Source organism: Segetibacter koreensis DSM 18137, assembly GCF_000374045.1.
Lineage (GTDB): Bacteria > Bacteroidota > Bacteroidia > Chitinophagales > Chitinophagaceae > Segetibacter > Segetibacter koreensis.
The window spans coordinates 186,066-209,339 of the sequence record NZ_KB893359.1 but is presented as its reverse complement, the minus strand read 5'-3'; the positions used below and the strand labels follow the sequence as shown (position 1 = coordinate 209,339).

Sequence of the window (23,274 nt, the reverse complement as noted above, 5' to 3'; positions counted from 1 at the left end):
CTTATATACTTCTAATTTCTAACCAACTAACATTAGTCTTATGATGAAAATTTTTTTCAAGTTTATCGGCTGGACAAGTTTAGTTCTTTTCCTGTGTTCAGCAGGGGAAAGTATCTATGCGCAACCGGGACAATTACAATTTGGCCATGACGAAAAAGAGAAAGTGATATCGCTTGCAACGGCACTGAAAAACGTAAGTGATGTATTTAATTCAAAGTTTGTGTATGAAAAATCGTTGCTGGATGGTAAGACAACGTCTTACAAGGAGGAGCTTATAAAAGGTAAGTCGTTAGAGGAGGTACTAAAAGCCATTCTTTACCCCAATGGATTAGTGTTCCTTTATGTAAAAGAAAACTATTACACCATAGTATCTAAAGAAAAGATTAATGAAAACAAAGAAAGCAACAGGGTTAATAGTGAGGTAAGTTATGCGTCTTTGAAAGTCTTAAAGGATGTAATCAAAGATCAGATCGTTAAAGGTAAAGTAGCTGACAGTGCCGGAAAGCCGATTGCTGCAGTAACTGTGCACGTAAAAGGAACAGAAACCGGCACTTCCACTAACGCTAACGGCGAATATTCAATTAATGTAGCTGATAATGGCACTTTAGTATTTAGTTCAATTGGCTATATCATAAAAGAAATACCGGTTGGTGGACAAAGTATCATTAATGTAAACCTTTCAGAAGAGACAAAAGTATTGAATGAAGTTGTCATGACAGGATACTCCATTCAAAGGAAAAAGGATATAACCGGCTCAGTAGCGGTTGTGGATGTGAATGCTTTAAAATCTATTCCAACAGGTTCTGCCGAGCAGGCACTGCAGGGGCAAGCTTCAGGAGTAACTGTAATTGGCTCCGGTGCCCCGGGCGGACGAAATGACATTTTTATCCGCGGGGTGACTTCATTCGGAAATTCTCAACCTTTAATTATTGTCGATGGTGTCCAGGGAAGCTTATCAGACCTGAATATAAATGACATAGCCTCCATGCAGGTATTAAAAGATGCAGGTGCTGCTTCTATTTATGGTGTGCGAGGTTCCAATGGGGTAATTGTAATAACCACAAAAAAAGGAAAGTCTGGTCAACCAACTATTTCATTAGATTCCTATTATGGCGTTCAAACTCCCTCCAAAGGCAACGTATTTAATTTATTAAACTCCCAGGATTACGCTACACTTTTCAAGCAGGTAAATCCAGGAACTGTATTATTTGCAAATGGACTTCCTGATTATACATATGCAGGCCCCTCGAGTGCGGGTACAGCTATGGAGGGAGACGCGGCCGTTGATCCTGCAAATTATAATTTTGATGCATCAAACCCGGGAAGCGACTACCTGATTCAACGAATAAATAAATCCGGCACCGACTGGTTTCATGAAATTTTTAAGCCGGCACCCATGCAAAGCCATACTATCACTGGTAGCGGCGGAACAGATAAGTCTAATTACTTGTTTTCGCTGGGTTATTTAGATCAGCAGGGAACATTAATAAATACCTATTTAAAAAGATATTCTGCAAGGGTTAATACCGAACTGAAGATAAACAAAAATATAAAAATCGGAGAAAACGTTTATTTATTTTACAAGCAAAATCCTGGCTTTAGTAATCAGCAGGAAGGTAATGCGGTTTCTTTAGCTTTCCGCACATTGCCCGTAATACCGGTATATGATATAAAAGGAAATTATGGAGGTACATGGTTAGGGCCTGAACTCGGTACAGTAGAAAATGCTGTGGCGGTGCAGCAACGGACCGCCAATAACAAAAACAATGCATGGGATGTAATAGGTAACGTATATGCTGAAGTAAGTTTTCTTAATCACTTTACTGCCCGCAGCAGTTTTGGAGGCACTGTTGATCACCAAAGCACACATAATTTTACCTTTAATGCTTATAATGACAAGCAAGGCCATACCAGTCAGAATAGCTATAACGAGAATGCTTTTTTTAATAGTAGTTACACCTTTACGAATACGCTAAACTATAATAATACATTTGGTAAACACAGTATTAAAGTATTAGCGGGCTCTGAAGCGGTTAAAAATTATGGTGAAGCATTGGGAGGAAGTTCTAATGGTTTTTTCTCGACCGATCCTAATTACCTTTTTCTAAATAACGGGACAAGTAACGTTACAAATTATAGTAATGCTTACGTAAATACTTTATTTTCTCTCTTTAGTCGCCTGGATTATTCTTTCAATGACAAATATTTACTGGGAGCTACAATTCGAAGAGATGGATCTTCTGTATTTGGTTCAAACAAACGATACGGTATATTCCCATCATTTTCATTAGGATGGAGAGTATCTAATGAGGAATTCATGAAAAGTGTGGCTTTCATAAATGACCTAAAAGTCAGAGGCAGTTATGGCATTTTGGGATCACAGGCAAACGTAGGTGCTTCTAATGCATTCACTCTGTTTGGTTCCGGGTTTGGCACTTCCTATTATGACATGACTGGCTCCGGCTCTACACGCCAAGGATTTTTTCAGTCAAGAAATGGAAACCCCAACACCGGGTGGGAGCAGGATATTATTTCAAACGCAGGAGTAGATGCTACCATTCTTAATTACAAAGTAGATCTTTCTGTAGAGTGGTATAAAAAGTCTGTCAATGGCTTATTATTTCCCCAGCCTTTGCCCGCAACTACTGGCAATGCTGATCCCCCAACCATAAACATCGGCGATATTCAAAATAAAGGGTGGGATTTCTCTGCTAACTATCATGGCAATGGAACTAATAATTTTAAGTACAATATAGGAGTAAACCTTACTACTTATAAAAATTCAGTGGTTACAATTCCTGATCCCGGTTATTTTGATGTTTCAGGTTCACGCATAGGTAATCTGGTTCGCAACCAGGTTGGTCACCCTGTAGGCTCTTTCTATGGTTATGAAGTGGTAGGTCTATTCCAAAACGATGCTGAAGTATCAAAATCTCCGACACAAACAGATGCGGCGCCGGGTCGTTTCAGGTACAGAGATGTGAATGGGGATGGTCAGATAAACCCGGAGGACCGTACATTTTTTGGTAATCCTAACCCAGACTTTACTTATGGCGTAAACCTCAGTGCAACCTATAAAGGTTTTGACTTTTCAACCATCTTTTACGGATCGCAAGGTAATGATGTTATTAACTTTGTACGTTATTATACTGATTTCTTTGGCACGTCAGAAGGCAAGGGAAAAAGTAACGTGTTAAAGAATGCATGGACTCCCCAGAACCCAAACGCTAAAACTCCTATAGCGGAGTATGCAAGTACCTTCAGCACTAACGGGGTCTTCAATTCTTACTATAAAGAAAATGGTTCGTTTCTTAAATTGAGATCTTTAATGCTGGGATATAGCATTAATCCTGCGATACTAAAAAGATATAACGTTAGCAAGATCAGGGTATACTTGCAAGCCGCTAATTTATTTACGATCACCAAATATACCGGGCTAGATCCTGAACTTGCCGGAAGCCTGGGTGGTACTCAGGCCAGTTCTGCTTTCGGAATAGATTACGGTAATTATCCAAATAATCAGAAGAATTTTTTGGTCGGAGTAAATGTTACCTTTTAATAGTATTCGTTCTTAAAATTTAAAAAATCATGAAACCATCTAATTATAAATTCATAATTGCTACCTGTTTTACTTGCCTGTTATTACTGTATGCTTGTAAAAAAGACTATCTTGAAAAACAACCGTTAGGTTCGCTAAGCGAAACTACACTCGCCAACAAAGCCGGAGTAGAAGGTTTATTGATCGGAGCTTATTCCTTACTCGATGGAGTAGGACAAAGCGGTACCGGCGCTCCTTTCTACACTCCTGTAAGCAACTGGGTGCTTGGTGGTATAGCATCGGACGACGCACATAAAGGTTCTGAATATGGTGACATATCAGAATACCAGCAAATTGAAAATTATACAGAAACGCCTGTAATTCTTCCTTTTAATGAGAAATGGACAGCCTTGTATGCCGGTGTACAGCGGGCTAATGATGTGCTTAGGATATTGGCGAAGGTAACAGATGGTTCAATATCAGATGAAGAAGCAAAACAAATTACGGCAGAAGCAAGGTTTTTACGGGCAGTTTATCATTTTGAGGCGGCAAAAATATGGAGGAACGTTCCTTACGTAGATGAAACGATAGGTTTTGTAAATAATAATTATAATGTTCCTAACACCACGCCCATCTGGCCAAAAATAGAAGAGGATCTTGAGTTTGCAGCAACAAACTTAACAGATACAAAAAGTGAGATCGCACGTGCAAACAGTTGGGCAGCGAAAGCATTTTTGGCAAAAGCATACATGTTTCAACAAAAATTTGCTGACGCAAGAACTTTGCTGACAGATATTATAACCAAAGGAGTAACGTCTTCGGGTGCAAAATATGCACTTTTACAAAAGTTTGCTGACAACTTCAATCCCTCCAAAAAAAATAATTCAGAAGCGGTATTTTCTGTGCAGATGACAGTGCACGATAACGCAAACGGAGCCAACGGAAATGCAGGTGATGTTCTTAATTTCTCCAGCGGTGGCCCTGCTACCTGCTGTGGGTTCTACCAGCCATCTTTTAGCCTTGTAAATTCCTTTAAAACTGATCCGGTTACTGGTTTGCCTTTGCTTGATACCTGGAATGATTTCGATGTAAAAAATGATCAGGGTATAGCCAGCGATGCTCCTTTTACACCTTATACAGGAACCCTTGACCCAAGACTCGATTATACAGCAGGAAGAAGAGGTATTCCATACCTTGACTGGGGTTTAATGCCTGGAAGAATATGGATTGTTTCGCAGGATGCAATGGGACCTTATATTTCTATTAAAAATGTGTATTATAGAGCAGACCAGGCCGCAACCAGTGATACCTACGAGGGCTGGGCCGTAAATGAGGTAACTTCTAACAATTATGTAATGATCCGTTATGCAGATGTTTTACTATGGGCAGCAGAATGTGAAGTGGAAGCAGGAAGCCTTTCGCAGGCAGAAGCATATGTAAACATGGTTAGAGCCCGCGCAGCTAATCCTGAAGGATGGGTACATACTTACGTAGATAATAATGATCCTTCAAAAGGATTTACCAATACTCCTGCTGCTAACTATAAGATCGGTGTTTATACAGGGCAATTTTCCCAACAGGGACAGGATTATGCACGAAAAGCTGTTCGTTTTGAAAGAAAAATAGAATTGGCAATGGAAGGGCATCGCTTTTTTGATTTACAACGCTATGATAATGGTACAGGTTATATGGCCAATGTATTGAACGCTTACATCCAGCATGAAACTCATATTCCCGGATACACTTTTCAATACATGAACGGGGCCAGGTTTACAAAAGGGAAAAACGAGCTGTACCCAATTCCGCAAGCTCAGATAGATTTAAGCATGCAAAATGGCAATGCTACTTTGATACAGAATCCTGGATATTAAATATTCGAGTGAAAATTTCAAAGTTTTTTAAATAAGACTCCTATCTTTTCACCTCCCCCGAATGTTATAAATAAAAAGAACTTGTGTAAATCTGATTTACATAAGTTCTTTTAGTTGTAATAAAGATCTGGCCATTAGTTTGTAAGTTGCTTTTACAGAGATATGCATTACCTGCGCAACTTCCTCATACGATAAGGCTTCATAAAATCTTAGAAAAATAGCTTCTTTTTGCCTCGCCGTAAGTTTATTTAAAGCTTGTTGAATTCGATTGCTCAATTCCGCACTTGTATCCTTACTGATTAAGATCGCATCAATCCCAAACTCAAAATCTTCGTCTTGTTTTATTTTAAACAAACTTGTTTCAAGTAAATTCTTTTTTTCTTTAAAAATATGATTTCGAAAAGCAGAAAAAATGTACGTGTGAGGAGAGTGAATAGCATTGAGTTTTTCCCGGTTTTTCCAAACCATAATGAAAACACTTTGTATAGCATCTTCTATAATTGCCGTGTTATCGGTAAAATTTCTACCATAATTAAATAATTTATTATAGTAGAAAACATAAGCCTTGGAATATGCGTTAAGGTCTCCACACTCAATGTCTTTCCAATGTTTGCTTTCGAACATCTAAGGATTACTAAGATAGATATTTAATTATTTTTGGAAGTTACGTTAAATAATTATTAATGAATGAGAGGTGTAAATATTGAGTAAGATAGAGGTGTGAAGTGAGCGAGATGCAGATACTTCGCGCTACTATCGCGCAAAAGAGATCATAGTAGAATGTTATATTTGATAGTTCTTGGCGTTTAAACACTAAAAGAGCGTAGCATTGCAGAAATTTAAGGAAATTGAAGAAGATCATTGGTTACAGAAAAATGCTGGGTGTTGATGAAAAGGCAGGTTTAAAGGAATTAAAGACAGTTTACAGGAATTTGATGAAAGAATGGCACCCGGATAAATTCCAGGATAGTAGTGAACTGGAGGCGGCGCAGGAAAAAAGCAAGAAGGTAATTGAAGCTTATCATTTTTTAGTTAGCATTTCTCCTGAGACACATGCCTCGTCTTTAGAGGAATATACAAATATTATAACCTCTTCTATAATTGTAGATTATAATTATAAAGGAGCAAACCTTCAGATAACCTATGCGGAAGGCAACTGCTATGAATATTTTGATGTGCCAAGATCTCTCTACATCAAATTGGTTAATGCTGATACTCCCGGTAGGTTTGCACGCAGGCATATTTGTGGCTCATTTATTTACAGGGAAATTAGTAAAGCCACTTCTATTGTTTAGGCCAAAATTTCTTAGGTAAGGGTTATTTCCAACATCCGGTAATAAGTTGTCTGCTGTTTAAGTTTGAAGTCCACGTGTTATTCGCGCCAAACATAGCGCAGACTGTTTTTGTCCAATTGTAATGGTCATATTTTGTAACTAATTTTAAATTGGCAGCAACATATTGTCCAACCGCGATTACCGGAATTCTGTTATTAATTCCACTTTCACTTTCGTCAAAATAAACCACCACAATTGAGTTATGCTTAATACTCCAGTCAATTAGTTTGCTAAAATTCTTTTTAAACCAGGTGTCACCCTGGTTAATCGTTCCGTCGTGCATATCATTAATCATGTTAGGTGTAACACAGGCAACTCTCGGTAAGTATTTATATTTTGATGTGTCGGTTAAATTCATAGCAGTGATAGGTTGATTTATTGTATCAGGAACCTGGGTAAATACTGTAGTGGGATTATGTTTCTCTTTATAATAACCTGAACTACATGTGCGACTACCTGCATATGGCAAACCTTCACTAAACCATTTAAAGGAAACACCTTTGCCCTTTAAAGAGTTATACATTGTACTGGTTTTAAAGGGGCTGCCACTTATACAGTTGTCATCAACTACACCATTGGATTGCCCCGAAAAAAAACGAATATAATTTGGATAACTTGGATGTGTTAATCCATAAGTGTTAGTGAACAGCGTACCCCGGGTAATCAAAGAGTTTATGTAAGGTGCAGCCCGGTTTCCTATGATTGCATTGTAGTCCTTATTCTCAAACCAGACAAAAATTATATGACTTGGCACGTGAGGGACGGTTGCTGTTGAGTTTGGAATCGCAGCAGTACCATATGAGCCTGTTTCTTTAACTATAGTAGAATTATTATCTACTTGTAAAAGTTGCTCTGCTTGTTTTTTACATCCAAATAATATTATTAGTATTAAAAGGATAAACATTTCTACTTTCTTCATTACAATTTTTTGATGAGATTATCCTTCAATATATAATAAAAAAATCAAATGTTATATGAGAGATGATTAATTATATTATTCCTAATTACGGGATTTAGTAGTTTTTACTTGATAAACGAACGGGTGCCATGCTGCAATGGCAAAAAACTGAAAGACAATTAGAAAAATAAGTAAGTTTACACATCTGGAAATGTTTTTACTTTCAATAAAATTAGCCTTCTTTTACCAAAAAAAACTTCTATGAAGACTTCCCCGTTCTACAGTATTGCCATTTTTGCCTTTATTTTCTCATTTGCTTTCTCAAGTTGTTCTAATGGTTATTTAAATGCAAAGACGGTTACCTCCCAATCTAAATATCCGGGCGTTATAGAGCGGGCAAAGAAGGATCAACGGTACTTCATTCTGCAGTCCGGTATAAACGTATATAATATTACTTCTGTGGATCTGGATAAGGCAAAAAAAGAAATGACGGTTACCCTTGATAAAGTGGACTCATCTCGTCTTGTAAATGTAAAAAACGTAGAAACTAACGGATATCAGCTTAAGAAAGGGGAAGATTCAGTATTGTCAAAAATCTATCTTTATATGAAAGACTCAACCAGTTATACTTTCGATGAACCTCATACTATACCTCTTGATAAAGTGAGTCGTGTTGAGTTGTTAGAATAAGTGAAAAAAATATCTGAATAAATAAAAAGGCGCATCGAACCAAAAGGAGCAGAAATCTTTGCATCTCGTATTTCCGTCTCCTCCATCAACGGCTTCTTATTAGCTATAGTGTCCGGGACTTCACCAACTCGAGCAAATCATTTTTTGTAATGGACTTTAAAATTGAGGCGTCTGTTTTAACCACCTCATCCGATAGATCTCTTTTAGAGGCTTGCAGCTTCATAATCTTTTCTTCAATTGTATCAGGGCAGATCAGCCGGATGGCCACTACGTGTTTGTTTTGCCCTATCCGGTAACTGCGGTCAATAGCCTGGTTTTCCACTGCAGGGTTCCACCAGGGATCTAAAAGGTAAACATAATCGGCTTCAATCAAATTTAAACCCGTACCCCCGGCTTTCAGGCTGATGAGAAACACTCGCACATTTGTATTCTCCCGGAAGTTATTAACTACAGCCTCCCTGTTTTTTGTACTCCCGGTAAGATACTCATACCTAATGTTTCTTGTTTTTAATTCTTTTTTTACCAGGTCGAGCATTGTAACAAACTGTGAGAAGATTAATATTTTATGTTGGTCAGATTTGTTTTCAATTTGTTCCACAAGCAGGTCTATTTTGGCAGATGCGTCTCCATACAGTTTTTCATCTACCAATAACGCCAGTGAATTGCAAATTTGTCGCAGCCTCGTTAATCCTCTTAAAACATGCATTGAATTTTTTTTGATTTCTTCGTTGCTTTCTGCTGTAATAAATTCACGAAACTCTTTTTCATAGGCATCGTACACTTTGCGTTGTACAGTGTCCATTGGGCAATACAGTACCATTTCTGTCTTTTCTGGTAATTCTGTTGCGACCTGTTTTTTTGTTCTTCTTAAAATAAATGGCGCAACTTTTTGCTGTAGTTCAATAGCCCTTTTGCTGCTTTTAAACTTATCAATAGGAATAGAATAAATATCTCTAAAATGTTGTTTATTGCCTAGTAATCCCGGGCATGCAAAAGACGTCTGCGCAAACAAATCAAATACATTGTTTTCAACAGGCGTACCTGTTATGGCAATTTTATTTCTTGCTTGTAAAAGCCTTGCTGCCTGGTAGCGCTGTGAGTCGATGTTTTTAATGTTTTGCGATTCATCCAAAAAAACATAATTGAACTCATACTTTCTTAAGTAAGTAACAGTTGCCAGTAAGGTTCCATAAGAGATAAGAACGATCTCATAATTGTTAAATTGCTGTACGTCTTTTGCTTTACCTAAGCCATTTATGATATATATTTTAATCGACGGTGCAAACTTTTCAACTTCTGCCTGCCAGTTAAAAATAAGCGAGGTTGGTACTACAATAAGATTGGTATTATGTTTCCTTTTTTTTCTTTGGGATAAAATAAAGGCAATTATTTGAATTGATTTACCCAGGCCCATATCATCTGCAAGGCAGCCTCCGAAGTTGTAGTCATCCAAAAAGTTTAGCCAGTATAGTCCATGCTTCTGGTAATCACGAAGGGTAGCGTTTAACTCAGCAGGAACTTCTATATAGGGTATAGAATCAAAATTTTCAAATGTTGAATGAAACATCAACAATTCACTCTTCACTTGCTCATCGAGTAATTCAGTTTCATACAATTGAGAAATTGCTGAAAAATTTATTTTAGGCGTAATCAATTCATCATGTATAATTTCTCCTGCATTAAAATAGCTCGAAAATTTTTCAATCCATTCGTCAGGAAGAATGCCCAGTGTCCCATCGTGGAGGTGGACATATTTATTTTTATTGCGTACCGATTGCTGCAACTGTTTTAGCGGCGCTTTCTTTCTTCCAAAACGAACTTGTATGTCGGTATTAAACCAATTGGTACCACTGGTAACACGAATAGTGATCTTTGCTTTATGTGCATTCAGTTTGTTTCCTTTCAATTGGTTAAAGCCAAATACCGAAATGCCGTGATTTTCCCATTCTTCAAACGCATTTAAAAACCAGTCTTCATTTAAAAATCGTTTTTTATGCAAATAGAAATAGGGGAGGTAATTATCAAGTTGTTCATTAAAGTCAGGATGTTGCTTTATTAACAATGCTATGAACTTGATCTCAGCTTCCTCATTACGTTTTATAGTAAATGTATTTCCCTTATTATCCGTTGCATAGACCGGCCTTTTTGTTCGGACCGGAATCTCTGCAGTTCCATATTTCATTACGGGGTCTATTAAAACATAATTATCAAGATCAGATAAAAAAATATATTTTTCTTCCCGCACATTCACTTCACTATTCTCTATTTGCTTCTGGGTGCCAACTTCTATATATGAATAATATACACTCATTATATCTTCCAGTTTTGAAAGTATGTTTTGCCGGAACTCCTTGAATTTGGTTTCATTAAAAGATAAACCGCCCTTGTTTTGCTTAAAGGACTGAACTACGTGCAGAATTTGAAAATTGGCAATTAAATGAATGGCATCATTTATCAAAACAAAAAAATCATACTTGATCTCAACATCTTTTAGATTGTATTGGAAGCCTTTTATTTTAATCTCAAGTGTAACTTCATATTCATTCACTTTCTTATCAACGAAAAGCATTACGTCATCTGCAACCGATCCTACAGTTACAGGGGCGAGTGAACCAGCAACAACATTTTCTGAAAATTCTGGGTTGTGATACAAAAAAGAAAGATTTAGTGGATTTTTTATAAGGGCTCTTAACGCGTCTATGTCCGCTGCTGATTTATTTGCTGTGGCATTATTCTGAAAGCGGGCAATAGCTGAAAAAAATTGAAGTTCACGAGGATCATTTGTTTTCCATACAACGTCTAAAGGGTTGACAGGTGTTAGCGGATTTTTTATTTTCCCCGCCAGCGTAGCAGTTGCTTTATACAATTCTATACACAATTGCTTGTAAAACCTATGCTGCTTCAATACTACAACCAGCTTCTCATTTTGTGCTGCATTTTTTGTATCAGGTATAAACTTTTCTTGCTTTGATGAAAATTGTTCCTGTAAGTATTGTAAAACATCTATGTCCGCCATTCATTTTTAGTTATTGATCGTTCTGTAAGCAATCTACGAAAATAAATTTTATTTGTTGTTTGGGTAGGGAAGTTCTGTAAGAAGACTAAAAACAAGAATTTAAAAAATAAAATGAATTGCATTTGACTTTACCTCTATGGCATTAAACTCCTAAATGAATTCGATGCGTACTATTATTAATATTAAAATTTTATACGAACGACTTTGTTAACGGTAAAGTAATTTTTAGTTAACAATTCAATAATAGTAGAGGTAGAATTTCGTCCTCAAATTATAAAAACCATGGCTGCTAATAAAGCGCTAAAGAAAATTTTTATTTTCTTATTTCTTATTCAAATTGTTTCAGTTGGGTCTGCGCAAACTAACAGAATTTCAGGTAAAGTAGTAGATGTAGAAAGTAACAGCCCTATTGTAGGAGCTTCTATAGTAATAGAACAAAATAAAAAAGGTACAAATTCAGATGCGGAAGGAGGTTTTTTTTTAGTGATACCTCAAGATGGTAAGTTTAATATTTCCGTAAGCAGCATCGGTTTTACATCTAAAACATTAAAAAATATTTCTGCAGCAACGGCAGGTCAAACGTTCACGATTGCCCTGCAAAGGACCAGCAGCCAATTAAGTAATGTTACGGTAAGGTCAGCAAGTACGCGAAAAGAAACAGTTTCATCATTATATCTTCAGCAAAAAAACAGTTCATCTATTTCGGATGGTATTTCTGCTGAGGCCATCAAGAGATCGCCAGACAGAAGCACCGGGGAGGTTTTGAAAAGAGTAAGCGGGGCTTCTGTGCAGGATAATAAATTTGTAGTCATCAGGGGATTGAGTGAAAGGTATAATACTTCCTTGCTCAATAACTCCGTATTGCCCAGCACAGAACCTGATAAAAAAGCTTTTTCATTTGACATTATTCCCTCATCCTTAATAGATAACCTGGTAATCTATAAATCGTCTACACCAGACTTGCCAGGAGATTTCTCTGGCGGCGCGATTAAAGTTTCCACCAAAGATTTTCCTGCAAATCAGTTAAACGAATTGTCTTTATCAGTCGGTTTTAATACACTAACGACTTTTAAAGATTTTTATAAAAGCAGGGATAACGGCAATCTTGATTGGGCAGGTTTTTTTGATAACAAATCACGGCTTATTCCTGGTGCATATTATAGAAGAAGAGGCGCTGCTTTCTTCAACACTTCTCCTCACTTTAAAAGAGAAGTCACCAAGCTTTTCCCCAATACTTTTGGCTTTGATCCTGCTTATAAAAGTATGCCTAATGTAAGTTTTTCCTATACAGGCGGCGATACCAAAATTATTGGTAATAATAAGTTAGGTTTTATTTATTCTGTTAATTATGGTGCAGGCAGAAGAGTTGTAAACCGTGTAAGGGACGAATACTTAGCCACCAGTGATAAGCTTTTTCAGTATGAGTATGGAACCACCAATTATGATGAAAGAAAGAACTTGTCAGCTTTGCTAAATCTTACCTACACTTATGGAAAAAGTAAGCTATCGTGGAAAAATATTTTTAATAATGAATTTACCAAAACGGTAGCATTAAGAAACGGGCGCAACGAGGTGAACAATCCCGAAGTGTTTTATTATAAGAGTACCAACACCGAGGCTATGAACAATGGCCTTTTCAACTCGGTGCTCGAGGGTTTGCATAGTCTCAATAAAGGCTGGACAGTCGATTGGGCTACCTCTTATGGTTTAACCTATAGAAATCAGCCTGATCAAAAAATACTCACGTTTGTTACCAATAGCGGTACGCCTTCAACTTATTATCTTAAAGTCGGTTACGAAAATTCGCCTGAAATAAGAAATGCGGGTAGAATTTATTCTTTTTTATCCGAAGGAATTTATGCCGCAAATCTTAACCTTACCAAACAATTCAACCTTTTTGGAAAACAGCAGAAGTTAAAATTTGGCACTTATAATTATTTCCGGGATAGAAATGTACAGGTAGATGCTTTAGGCTATGGCACACTTAACAGTGTATCGACTCCTATTGAAATTTCAAAAGGATTAAATTTCTCAAATGTGTTACAACCACAAACAATTAATCAGTACAATTTATCACTTGCCAACATTCCTTCCCAATCTATTGATTACAAAGGGCAGGTGATTTCTAACGCGGGTTATGTAATGCTTGATAATAAGTTTTCAGACAAGGTGAAACTGACCTGGGGCGCAAGAGTTGAGAAATACAACCAGAAAGTAACAGCCGCCAATAAGAAGAATATTGAAAAAGACAATACAGACGTGTTGCCTTCATTACTGTTAACTTACTCTCTCAGTAATAAAGCTAATTTGCGTTTAGCCGGTTCTCAGGCGGTTAACAGGCCAGAGTTCAGGGAGCTCGCTTCTTATGAAACTTACGATTACGAAAATTATATTTCCGTTCTCGGAAATCCTGACCTGGTAAGAGCTAAGAATACCAATGCCGATCTGAAATACGAATGGTTTCCAGCGGCAGGAGAAATATTGTCAGCAAGTTTGTTTTATAAATATTTCGATAAGCCCATAGAGCAGGTAAACCTGGGTAACGATAAGTTTTCTTACAGCAACGCAGATCATGCAAGTGCATATGGTATAGAAGTGGAGGCAAGAAAAAAAATGGATTTTATTAATACTGCTTTTTTTAGCCGTCTAACAGCTTATGCAAATGCTGCTTATATAAAAGGCGGGGTAACATTTGGAGGTATCAGCAGCAGCAATCCTCTACAAGGCCAATCGCCATATCTTGTAAATGGTGGATTGACTTACTCTTCATCTGAAGATGATTTTGTTGTAAATGCATTGTATAATAAAATAGGACCGAGATTGCGGTTCAGATCAATACTTGGTGCGGGTCTAAATATATATGAAAAGCCAAGAGATATGTTTGATGTGCAGATAACAAAAAAACTTGCCAAAAACAAGTTTGAAATAAAGCTTACCATCAGTGATATACTTGCACAGTCTTATAGCTGGTACTACAAATTTGATCCGAAGGCAACCAATATCAACTTTAAAGCAGGCGAAGACAGAATAATTAATTCGTATAAATACGGAACCACTACCACAGTTTCATTTAAATACAATTTCAAGTAAGAAGTTATTATCACCGGTTATTAATTCATCAATTGTTAACCATTGCTTAATGCTGGGTTAACATTACAAATTGAGTTTTGTTTCAATAAAATTTTAAGGAAAAAATGAAAAAGCTAACAGCTATGTTTTGTTTAGGAGCAATATTTTTTGCTTCTTGTAAAAAGAGCGATGACATGTTGGATCCGGGAACAGTTACAAACCCGACAGATACCACCAGTTCTTCCGGAGAAATAAGGGGGGTAATATCGACCGACCAACACTGGACCAAAGACAAGGTTTATCGGTTACGGGGTTACGTATACGTCACCAACGGAGCTACACTTACAATCGATCCGGGAACCAAAATTGTTTCTAATAAAGACTCTGCAGGGGTACTTATTATATATCGGACTGCAAAAATAATGGCTCAAGGTACTGCTGCCGATCCTATCGTTTTTACCTCCAATGAAACAGCTCCATCGCCTGGTGATTTTGGAGGTGTTGTTCTTGTAGGACAGGCAAAGGGAAATGGTAACCATTCTGTAATAGAAGGCGGAGTGGATCCGCAGTTTAGTGTTTTCGGCGGAACAAATGATGCAGATAATTCAGGAGTTTTAAAATATGTAAGAATTGAATATGCAGGTAAAGCTGTTAATCCGGGTGATGAAGTAAATGGCCTGTCTCTGTACGGTGTAGGTTCAGGAACCACTATTGACTATGTACAGGTGGTAAGAGGTCTTGATGATGCTTTCGAATTTTTTGGTGGAACTGTAAACTGTAAGCATTTGATTGCTTATAACTCTGCTGATGACGATTTTGATATGGATGACGGTTTTTCTGGAAAAATTCAATATGCTATTTCAGTAAAAGACCCTGCATTCACTGATCCTAAAGGTACTACAGGTGATATCTCAAACAACTTTGAGGTTGATAATGTGAACCCTTCCAATGGTTTCCTTTTAAGTAAAGCGCCTGTTACTTATCCTGTTTTATCTAACTTCACAGCTATCGGCCCAAACAATGCAGCTAATACCAGTGCAGATTATGGTTTTGGAATGCGTTGGAGAAGAGGTAGTAAATTTGTACTTGCTAACTCTATAGTGATGGGGGGACAAAAAGCAGGGTTAGATATTGAACAAGACTCTACAGCTTCGTACTATGTGCAGGGCGTAAGCCGTTTTTATAACAGCTTTTTACATGCTTATGCAAGTCCTTTCCGCGTAGCCAACGTTGGTACTTTTCTTGACTCTGCAACATTATCGAGCCTAACGCTTACTACTTACAAAAGTCAGTTGTTTGCAAATGCCGATGATATAAAGCTGACTGATCCCTTTAACAATGCTGCTCCAAACCTGAAGCCACAAGCTACTTCGCCTGCTGTTGCAACAGAAGCAAAATTTGACGTGGGCACTTTAAATGATGCTTTTTTTGACAAGGTTACTTTTATAGGAGCAATGGATGCTTCAAATGACTGGACTGCTCAATGGGCGGTTTGGGGTAGATAATCTTTCTTCAGACTTTCCTATATAATTAAAAAACCGTCTCGCATTTGTGAAGACGGTTTTTATTTTTATATCGTTTTTTTTACAGCCTTTATTTATTGAAATAAGTATTTCATCAGTTTAGTATGCGTGTACTTTAGCCACAATTGCATTTTGCGCAATTGTATTCTCGATGTTTGTTGCGTTCTCTCATAGTTATCTAACAGGTTGCTGACTTCTTTTAATTTAACCTGGTAATTTGCGTATATTTCTTCTAATGCATTTTTATTGTTTTTAAGTTCTTTTATTTTTTCTGATACCTGCTTTTTCTCCAGGTCCGGTATGTCTTCCAGTTTTTGAATGGTATCTTCCATTAGCATAGAAAATTTTTTATGTTTAACATTCGTTATATGTGGTTTCATATATAGTTAGGATATAAATAACTGTTGATAACAGAATTTCAAAAGTTATTATTTTATGTTATTCTTTTATTAACTGGCGGTTATGCAATTGTTATCAAATTCTTACTCTATGGGTACAAACAATTATTTTATAATTCTCATGTAAAAAGAGTTTTTGTTATTTTCACAAATGCTGTAAAAACAAATTTTCAGGTACATTTACCGATGCGAAAAATTATACTTGCTTCTCAGTCTCCCCGAAGAAAACAACTATTGGAATGGGCTGAAATTCCTTTCGAAATTGTGATAAGAAGTACTGATGAAACTTATCCTGAAGGATTGAATACGGCAGATGTTCCAATATACATAGCAAAGCAAAAAGCCGTTGAAGTAAAGAAATATATTGATGAACAAAGTCAGGGCAAATTCAACAACGAAATAATTTTAGCAGCAGATACTGTAGTTGTACTGAATTCTCAAATAATCGGAAAGCCGCAACACCGGGAAGATGCCATAAGTATATTAACTGCGTTATCGGGCAGAACTCACAACGTAATTACAGGTGTAGTATTGATGCACGAAAAAGGTGAAATTGCTTTTTCTGATATTACTTCAGTAGAGTTTCATACACTTACTCCCGAGCAGATAGAATATTATGTAGACAACTATAAACCTTATGACAAAGCAGGCGCATACGCAATACAAGAGTGGATTGGTGTAACAGGTATAAAATCGGTGGCTGGCGATTTTTACAACGTTATGGGCCTTCCGGTTAGCAGGGTAGTGCAGGAAATTGCCAGGTTGAACGAAAGTCTTTAGGAGTATTCAAATTTTTTTAAGATTTTTATTAGAAACGTATTTTTCTTTTTGCTCTTCACTGAAAAAAAATGATGGATTACATAACCATTGTTAAGGAGCCTTTACTTTTGTTTGTTGGGGGAGTGATTGAAAAAATTGCCAGGGAATGTATTTTGCTGACAAGATATAGTACCTAAAGAAGTTTCCACTTATGAATGAACGCCTTCTTCAATTTATTTGGCAGTTTCAATACTTCAATAAAAAAGAGTTGCAAACAGATAGGGGTGAAAGTTTGACCATTGTTCATACGGGACATTATAACACTCACCAGGGGCCAGATTTTCTTGATGCAAAAATTATCATTAATAATACTACGTGGGCCGGAAATATAGAAATTCATCATAAATCATCAGACTGGAATAAGCATAACCATACCGCAGATAAAAACTATTCAAACGTTATTTTACATGTGGTTTGGGAAAATGACGCCGATATTTATTTTGAGAATGGATCTGTGTTGCCGATCTTATCTCTTCAAAATCTTGTTCCTAAATTATTATTAGACCGTTTTAAAGAGTTGATGTTGCACAAGTCATTTGTTCCTTGCGATTCATATTTGCCTGTCTTTAGCGAAATGAAATGGCTTGCCTGGAAAGAACGAATGTCTATAGAAAGATTGCAACGTAAATCTTCTCAAATATTGAGTTTGTTGGCAGACGCAAATCAGCATTGGGAAGAAGTCTTCTGGTGGCTGCTTTCACGTAATTTTGGCATAAAAGTAAATGCTGATATTTTCGAGACTGTTGCCAGAAGTATTCCTGTTAACATTCTTGCAAAACATAAAAACCAGATACACCAGCTTGAAGGATTTTTATTGGGCCAGGCAGGTTTGCTTAACGAGGATTTTGATGAAGATTATCCAAAGCTTTTAAAAAAAGAATACCTTTTTTATCAGAAAAAATATCAACTGAAGCCGGTGCCTGTAAAACCGTTTTTTTTAAGAATGCGGCCTGCAAGTTTTCCTACCATACGCCTCGCTCAATTGGCAATGTTGATCTATAAGTCCTCGCACTTATTTTCAAAAATTAAAGAAACAGACAATGCAACAGAGGTAAAAGAATTATTAAATGTAACAGCGAACGATTACTGGCATTATCATTACACGATAGGGGAAGCGAGCGAGTACCACCCTAAACAATTGGGAATGCAAATGACCGAAAATATTATTATAAACACTGCCATACCTGTTTTATTTGCTTATGGTTCATACAAACAGGATGAAGCAATGAAAGACAAAGCATTGCGGTGGTTAAGTGAACTATCGGCAGAAAAAAATACCATTACAAAAAAATGGACAGCGTATGGTGTTTCAAATGACAACGCATTAGAGAGCCAGGCCCTTATTGAATTGAAAAATAATTACTGCGACCTGAGACGTTGTCTTGAGTGCGCGGTTGGCAATGCTATTTTAAAGGAGCGCGAAACAAAATCGTTTTGAAAACAAGAATTGCAAACCAAGAAAGATTTCAGACACTGCATCCCGTAGAAGGTGGCCTAACTTGATACGGAACAAGCATCACCTTTTAAACAAACATTATAGGCACTTTTAATGTTTGTACCAAGTTTCTTTTTTATTTTTTTGTCTCGAGTGCCTCTTCAATTCTTTGTTGCAAATCAACCAGGTGTATTTTGCTCATCTTATCTTTTATAACGGGAATCGCTTTTGCTATCTGGCTTTTTAACAGCGTTAACTGCTCTCTTGCAATAGATGGAATATCGGTATTGCTTACATCAGTTGGCAATAAAGGACTGGAACGGCTAAACGAAATGATGGTAAAGCTACTACCTGAGGATGGATGAACAATGTTGCTGATTTTGTCTACATAACTTCTTTGTAGCCGACGGCGATAACTGTCAGTTGGCTTTTTAGATATTAATTCACTAAAAAATCCATTTTGAATATCATTTAATAATTCAAGCGCACTGTACGCTTTCAATGGCCCAAAACGATCGGTTGATACCTGCATCCTATTTAATCGTTCTGTGCTTAGCAAGCTATTTAACACCATTTCCTGCGAAATAGCTACAGGATCGCTGTCTCCAGGATTTTTAATTTTATCCCAGATATTTTTATCAATAAGCCAGGTTGGGGTTGTAAAAAGCTGGTGGTGTAAAAATGCCACAGCTTCACGCTGGTCACTTTTTGGAGTAGGAGCATATACCGCACCGCCCAGTTCAGATGTTTGTATAGTTTCAGTCACTCCGCCAACATCGGCTGTTACGTTTGCCATATACCTGCGGAACTGCTCTACTAATTGGGTATACATTTCATCAATATTCTGATTCTGGTCGGTTTCTTCTTTTGTCCACGCCGGAAGATTTTTTAAAACGTATTTTAGGTTTTTGATTCCATATGCACTTGCCTTCATAGCATTATCGCCCAGGTCTTCTGCCTGGTTTCGCGGGTCATTTGAGTTTCCCAATTCAAAAGTCCCAAAGTAGGTGCGGGGATTTTCGCGAAGGGTCTTAATAATAAGCTTATTACTTTCCGCCTTTTGCGCTTCACTTGTATTTCCCGCAATGTAGCCATATCCCCAACGTATCGCCCATTTATCGTAATCACCTATTCGCGGAAATAATCCTTTTTCTGAAATACTATCTTCGGGTTGCGCTACATAATTGAAACGAGCATAGTCCATTATAGAGGCTGTATGGCCATTTTCCTCAACCCATGTTTTGTCTCTTAATTTTTCTACAGGTGTTTTGCTACTGTTGCCCATATTATGCAATAGTCCTAGTGTATGCCCCACCTCGTGAGAAGATACAAAACGAATCAGTTGTCCCATCAGGCTATCATCAAACTTCATTTTTCTTGCTTTCGGGTCTACTGCAGCAGCTTGAACCATGTACCAGTCGTGCACCAGTTTCATCACATTGTGGTACCAACCAATGTGGCTTTCCAGTATTTCACCGCTTCGCGGATCATGTACGTTAGGTCCGTAAGCATTGCCTATATCAGAAGCAAAATATCTTATCACCGAATATCTTGCATCTTCCATGCTCATAGAGGGCTCGTTTTGCGGCCATTCTTTTCCTATGATAGCATTTTTAAAGCCTGCTTTTTCAAAAGCAACCTGCCAATCGTTGATACCCGCAATAAGAAATTTTCTCCATTTAGGGGGCGTGGCGGGATCTATATAGTAAATAATAGGTTTTTTAGGTTCAACTAATTCGCCTCGTTGCCATTTTTTAATATCTTCATCTTTAGGCTCTAACCTCCACCGAACAGCAAAAATGTTGCTTTCAGTTCTTTGCTGGTTGTCGCTAAAAGTGGTAAAATCTTCAGGAAAAAAACCAACACGACGGTCCCAGTATCTTATTTCCATTGGTTTTTCTGGCAATAGTATCATAGACGTGTTTAATTCTATGGTTACTACCCCAGCGGCATTGGCGGCTGGAATATTGGAGGAAGGAGCTACCGAAGAAAACAATCCAAATGACGGTGAAGAATTAAAAGTTTTTACTGTTCTTATTTCTGTATTTAGCGGAAAGGAACTAATATTTTGAATATAAGACCTGTCGTAAGCAAGTGACGACAGGTTAAAATTTCTTTTAACCGTAGGATTAACGCTCACCACCTGGTTATCTCCTTTAAAAAACTCTGTAACGTCTATTACTACTCCCGAGGAGTCTTTACTGTAAGCGGCAATGGGAAACGCAGCTGCTATAGCATTCAGATTAGAATTGGTGACAGCTTTGTAAATGGCGTTACTGGTGTCTGCAACATTAACCAATGTAATAACTCTCATGAAAACATTATCGCTCGGACCTTTTTCAAACGCAATTGTTTGCTGGTTAGTTAGTTCGCCTCCGTACGCTCCACGTCCTACGCCCTTGCTGGCAGGTACCTTCACAAAACGGGTAACGGTCATAATTTCACGATTCATTACGCTGTCACCAATTTCAAAATAATATTTATCTTCTACCTTATGTACCGTAAATAAACCTTTTTGCGTAACCGCCTTATCAGTTATTATGTCGTTATAACTTTTTGGTCCGGCTTTTAGCCCTGTAAACAAACCGGCAGGAGCAGAAGTTGTAACAGGAGGCTTTACAACAGCAGGTGGAGTTTTAATTTTTTTTTGGGCTATTGCAGTCGTTGCAGATATTATTATAAGCAACATAAATACAATTTTCTTCATCTTACAGTTATCTTTTTTAAAAGAGTTATGAAGTTAATGGAAGGATATAGGTTTAAATCGTTAAAAATCGTAAAACAAGGCCTAGTCAGTATTAAAAATTGAGATTTATTTTAAATTTATTTTTATTTAATTTTATGATAAAAAATAGTTAATGGCTGGCCTGAAACTTGCTGTGGCATTATAAAGCAGATATTTATTGATGTTAACTACTTCCAAAGAAATTTTGTATTTTGTGCCTCATAAAAAAATATTTGTGGTAACCTTTCATCATTAAGTTATTTTTTCCTTAGAATTGCATAACAATTCTTAATTATTTTCTTTAAACAAATTATTAAACACAAAAATTCGAATCATGGCGGAAATTAAACCAACTGCTACAGTTAAAAGCACAACAACGACTTCGGCGGCGCATGCAAAAAAATCAGGAAATTCCATTTCATGGATTGCTCCCCTGGCTTGTATTATTTTAGGGTATTGTTTATGGCGGTTTGTAATTGGGGCAGATGCTAATTTCACAGCTCCTGATAAGACAGGTGGTTTTTGGCCTAACCACCAGGGTCCTAAAGGAAATCTATCACGTATGTACGAAGGAGGAATTATCGTACCTATTCTTATTGGTCTTTTCTTAATTGTTCTGACTTTTGTTATTGAAAGAATGCTTACAGTGTCAAAAGCTGCAGGCAGTGGCAGCATTACCGAATTTATCAGAAAAGTTCAATTTCATTTGGCTAATAAAGACGTTGATAAAGCCATTGCAGAATGTGATAGACAAAAAGGTTCTGTAGGAAATGTTATGAAAGCCGGTCTGCGTAAATACAAAGAAATGATAGTCAACACAGAACTGGAGACGGATCAAAAAATCCTGAACATTCAAAAAGAGGTAGAAGAAGCTACAGCTCTTGAGTTGCCTATGTTGGAAAAAAACCTTGTATTCTTATCGACGATTGCATCAGTAGCAACGTTATTAGGTCTGTTAGGAACGGTATTAGGTATGATTCGTTCATTCTCTGCACTTGGCGAAAGCGGTGGTGGTGAAGCAGCGCAAAAATTATCTCAGGGTATTTCTGAAGCTTTGTATAACACGGCTCTTGGAATTGGTACTTCAGCCATTGCTATTATCATGTACAACGTTTTCACAACAAGAATTGACGGAATTACATACGGTATTGATGAATCAGGATTTACGCTAACACAAAGCTTTGCTGCTAATTACAAATAGTAGTAATATTTTTGTGGAAAATATAAAATTCTGCATCTCTATAATTGAATTAAATTAAAAATAATGGCAAGACCTAAAATAGCAAGGAAGAGCACAGCAGTTGACATGACGGCGATGTGTGATGTTGCTTTCCTTTTATTGTCCTTTTTCATCCTTACAACTAAGTTTAAACCCGCGGAAGCTATTACTGTAGAAACTCCCAGCTCCGTCTCTTCTAAAGTAGCACCTGAAAAAGATGTGACTTTGATAAGCATTACTAAAGACGGAAAAACTTATGTTTCTTTGGATAACGAAGAAGTAAAAGGGGAAGTTGCAAACCAGTTAAATGCAAATAACGGAGCAAATCTTTCTCCGTCTGATATTGCCGCTTTCAAAAAAGCCAACTTTTTCGGAACACCTATTTCTCAACTAAAATCTGTTCTACAGATTCCTACAGATAAGTTGAAAGCAGAATCGTTACCGGGAATACCTACGCAGGATACGGCTCATAACGAAATGGTTGCGTGGATGCGAGCAATAGTAGCAGCTCATTCAGCTACAGGTACAAAAATAAATATTTTGTTTAAGGGAGATAATTTAGCGAAATATCCGTCTTTTAAAAATATACTGACTGCATTGAAAAAGAATGACCAGTTCAAATTTCAAATGGTAACCAATGCAGAAGGCGTTCCTGAAGGCACTGATCTTTGGAAAAAGTTCAAGAGTGGGCAAAGCATATCAGAGGAATAAGATTTTATAACTTAAAAAAATATCAGAA

The 23,274-nt window shown here is 37.2% G+C and carries 15 protein-coding genes; 10 read left to right on the top strand and 5 right to left on the bottom strand.

Features of this window, described 5'->3' with window-relative positions; genetic code table 11:
* The first annotated feature begins 40 nt into the window (after window positions 1-40).
* Both B154_RS0122225 and B154_RS0122220 read left to right on the top strand, forming a co-directional pair.
* Window positions 41-3,559 (top strand): SusC/RagA family TonB-linked outer membrane protein, encoded by a 3,519-nt coding sequence (locus tag B154_RS0122225; RefSeq protein ID WP_018616566.1) that lies wholly within the window; start codon window positions 41-43, stop codon window positions 3,557-3,559.
* A gap of 29 nt (window positions 3,560-3,588) precedes the next feature.
* Entirely contained in the window at window positions 3,589-5,409 is a 1,821-nt protein-coding gene (locus tag B154_RS0122220; protein WP_018616565.1) for a RagB/SusD family nutrient uptake outer membrane protein, read from the top strand.
* A 96-nt stretch (window positions 5,410-5,505) separates the two neighbouring features.
* Here the strand turns inward: B154_RS0122220 and B154_RS0122215 are convergent, their stop codons facing one another.
* Window positions 5,506-6,033 (bottom strand): RNA polymerase sigma factor, encoded by a 528-nt coding sequence (locus tag B154_RS0122215; RefSeq protein ID WP_018616564.1) that lies wholly within the window; start codon window positions 6,031-6,033, stop codon window positions 5,506-5,508.
* A gap of 224 nt (window positions 6,034-6,257) precedes the next feature.
* On the opposite strand from B154_RS0122215, the gene B154_RS0122210 reads away from it, so the two are divergent.
* Window positions 6,258-6,704, top strand: a complete 447-nt coding sequence (locus tag B154_RS0122210) for a KTSC domain-containing protein (protein ID WP_033412326.1) — start codon at window positions 6,258-6,260, stop codon at window positions 6,702-6,704.
* A gap of 22 nt (window positions 6,705-6,726) precedes the next feature.
* Here B154_RS0122210 and B154_RS29490 read toward each other — a convergent pair whose 3' ends face one another.
* On the bottom strand, window positions 6,727-7,662 hold the full coding sequence (locus tag B154_RS29490) for an alkaline phosphatase family protein (RefSeq protein ID WP_018616562.1): 936 nt from the start codon (window positions 7,660-7,662) through the stop codon (window positions 6,727-6,729).
* Window positions 7,663-7,902: 240 nt separating this feature from the next.
* Here B154_RS29490 and B154_RS0122200 point away from each other — a divergent pair, with 240 nt between their 5' ends.
* Entirely contained in the window at window positions 7,903-8,331 is a 429-nt protein-coding gene (locus B154_RS0122200; protein WP_018616561.1) for a hypothetical protein, read from the top strand.
* Window positions 8,332-8,434: 103 nt separating this feature from the next.
* On the opposite strand, the gene B154_RS0122195 is transcribed toward B154_RS0122200, so the two are convergent.
* On the bottom strand, window positions 8,435-11,347 hold the full coding sequence (locus B154_RS0122195; protein WP_018616560.1) for a DEAD/DEAH box helicase: 2,913 nt from the start codon (window positions 11,345-11,347) through the stop codon (window positions 8,435-8,437).
* Between the two features lie 282 nt (window positions 11,348-11,629).
* Between B154_RS0122195 and B154_RS0122190 the strand changes: the two genes are divergently transcribed.
* Window positions 11,630-14,437 (top strand): TonB-dependent receptor, encoded by a 2,808-nt coding sequence (locus B154_RS0122190; RefSeq protein WP_018616559.1) that lies wholly within the window; start codon window positions 11,630-11,632, stop codon window positions 14,435-14,437.
* A gap of 104 nt (window positions 14,438-14,541) precedes the next feature.
* On the top strand, window positions 14,542-15,921 hold the full coding sequence (locus tag B154_RS29485; RefSeq protein WP_018616558.1) for a hypothetical protein: 1,380 nt from the start codon (window positions 14,542-14,544) through the stop codon (window positions 15,919-15,921).
* Between the two features lie 92 nt (window positions 15,922-16,013).
* Here the strand turns inward: B154_RS29485 and B154_RS0122180 are convergent, their stop codons facing one another.
* On the bottom strand, window positions 16,014-16,319 hold the full coding sequence (locus B154_RS0122180; protein WP_026260360.1) for a hypothetical protein: 306 nt from the start codon (window positions 16,317-16,319) through the stop codon (window positions 16,014-16,016).
* A 204-nt stretch (window positions 16,320-16,523) separates the two neighbouring features.
* Between B154_RS0122180 and B154_RS0122175 the strand changes: the two genes are divergently transcribed.
* Both B154_RS0122175 and B154_RS0122170 read left to right on the top strand, forming a co-directional pair.
* On the top strand, window positions 16,524-17,117 hold the full coding sequence (locus tag B154_RS0122175) for a Maf family nucleotide pyrophosphatase (RefSeq protein WP_026260359.1): 594 nt from the start codon (window positions 16,524-16,526) through the stop codon (window positions 17,115-17,117).
* Window positions 17,118-17,307: 190 nt separating this feature from the next.
* Entirely contained in the window at window positions 17,308-18,594 is a 1,287-nt protein-coding gene (locus B154_RS0122170) for a DUF2851 family protein (protein WP_018616555.1), read from the top strand.
* Between the two features lie 133 nt (window positions 18,595-18,727).
* Here the strand turns inward: B154_RS0122170 and B154_RS0122165 are convergent, their stop codons facing one another.
* Window positions 18,728-21,298: a zinc-dependent metalloprotease gene (locus B154_RS0122165; RefSeq protein ID WP_018616554.1), complete on the bottom strand. Its 2,571-nt coding sequence runs from the start codon at window positions 21,296-21,298 to the stop codon at window positions 18,728-18,730.
* A gap of 352 nt (window positions 21,299-21,650) precedes the next feature.
* On the opposite strand from B154_RS0122165, the gene B154_RS0122160 reads away from it, so the two are divergent.
* Both B154_RS0122160 and B154_RS29480 read left to right on the top strand, forming a co-directional pair.
* A complete protein-coding gene (locus B154_RS0122160) occupies window positions 21,651-22,517 on the top strand; it encodes a MotA/TolQ/ExbB proton channel family protein (protein ID WP_018616553.1) in 867 nt (288 codons plus the stop codon).
* 63 nt (window positions 22,518-22,580) lie between these two features.
* Window positions 22,581-23,246 carry an ExbD/TolR family protein gene (locus tag B154_RS29480; RefSeq protein ID WP_018616552.1) on the top strand — a complete coding sequence of 222 codons (666 nt, stop codon included), beginning with the start codon at window positions 22,581-22,583 and terminating at the stop codon, window positions 23,244-23,246.
* Window positions 23,247-23,274: the final 28 nt, after the last annotated feature.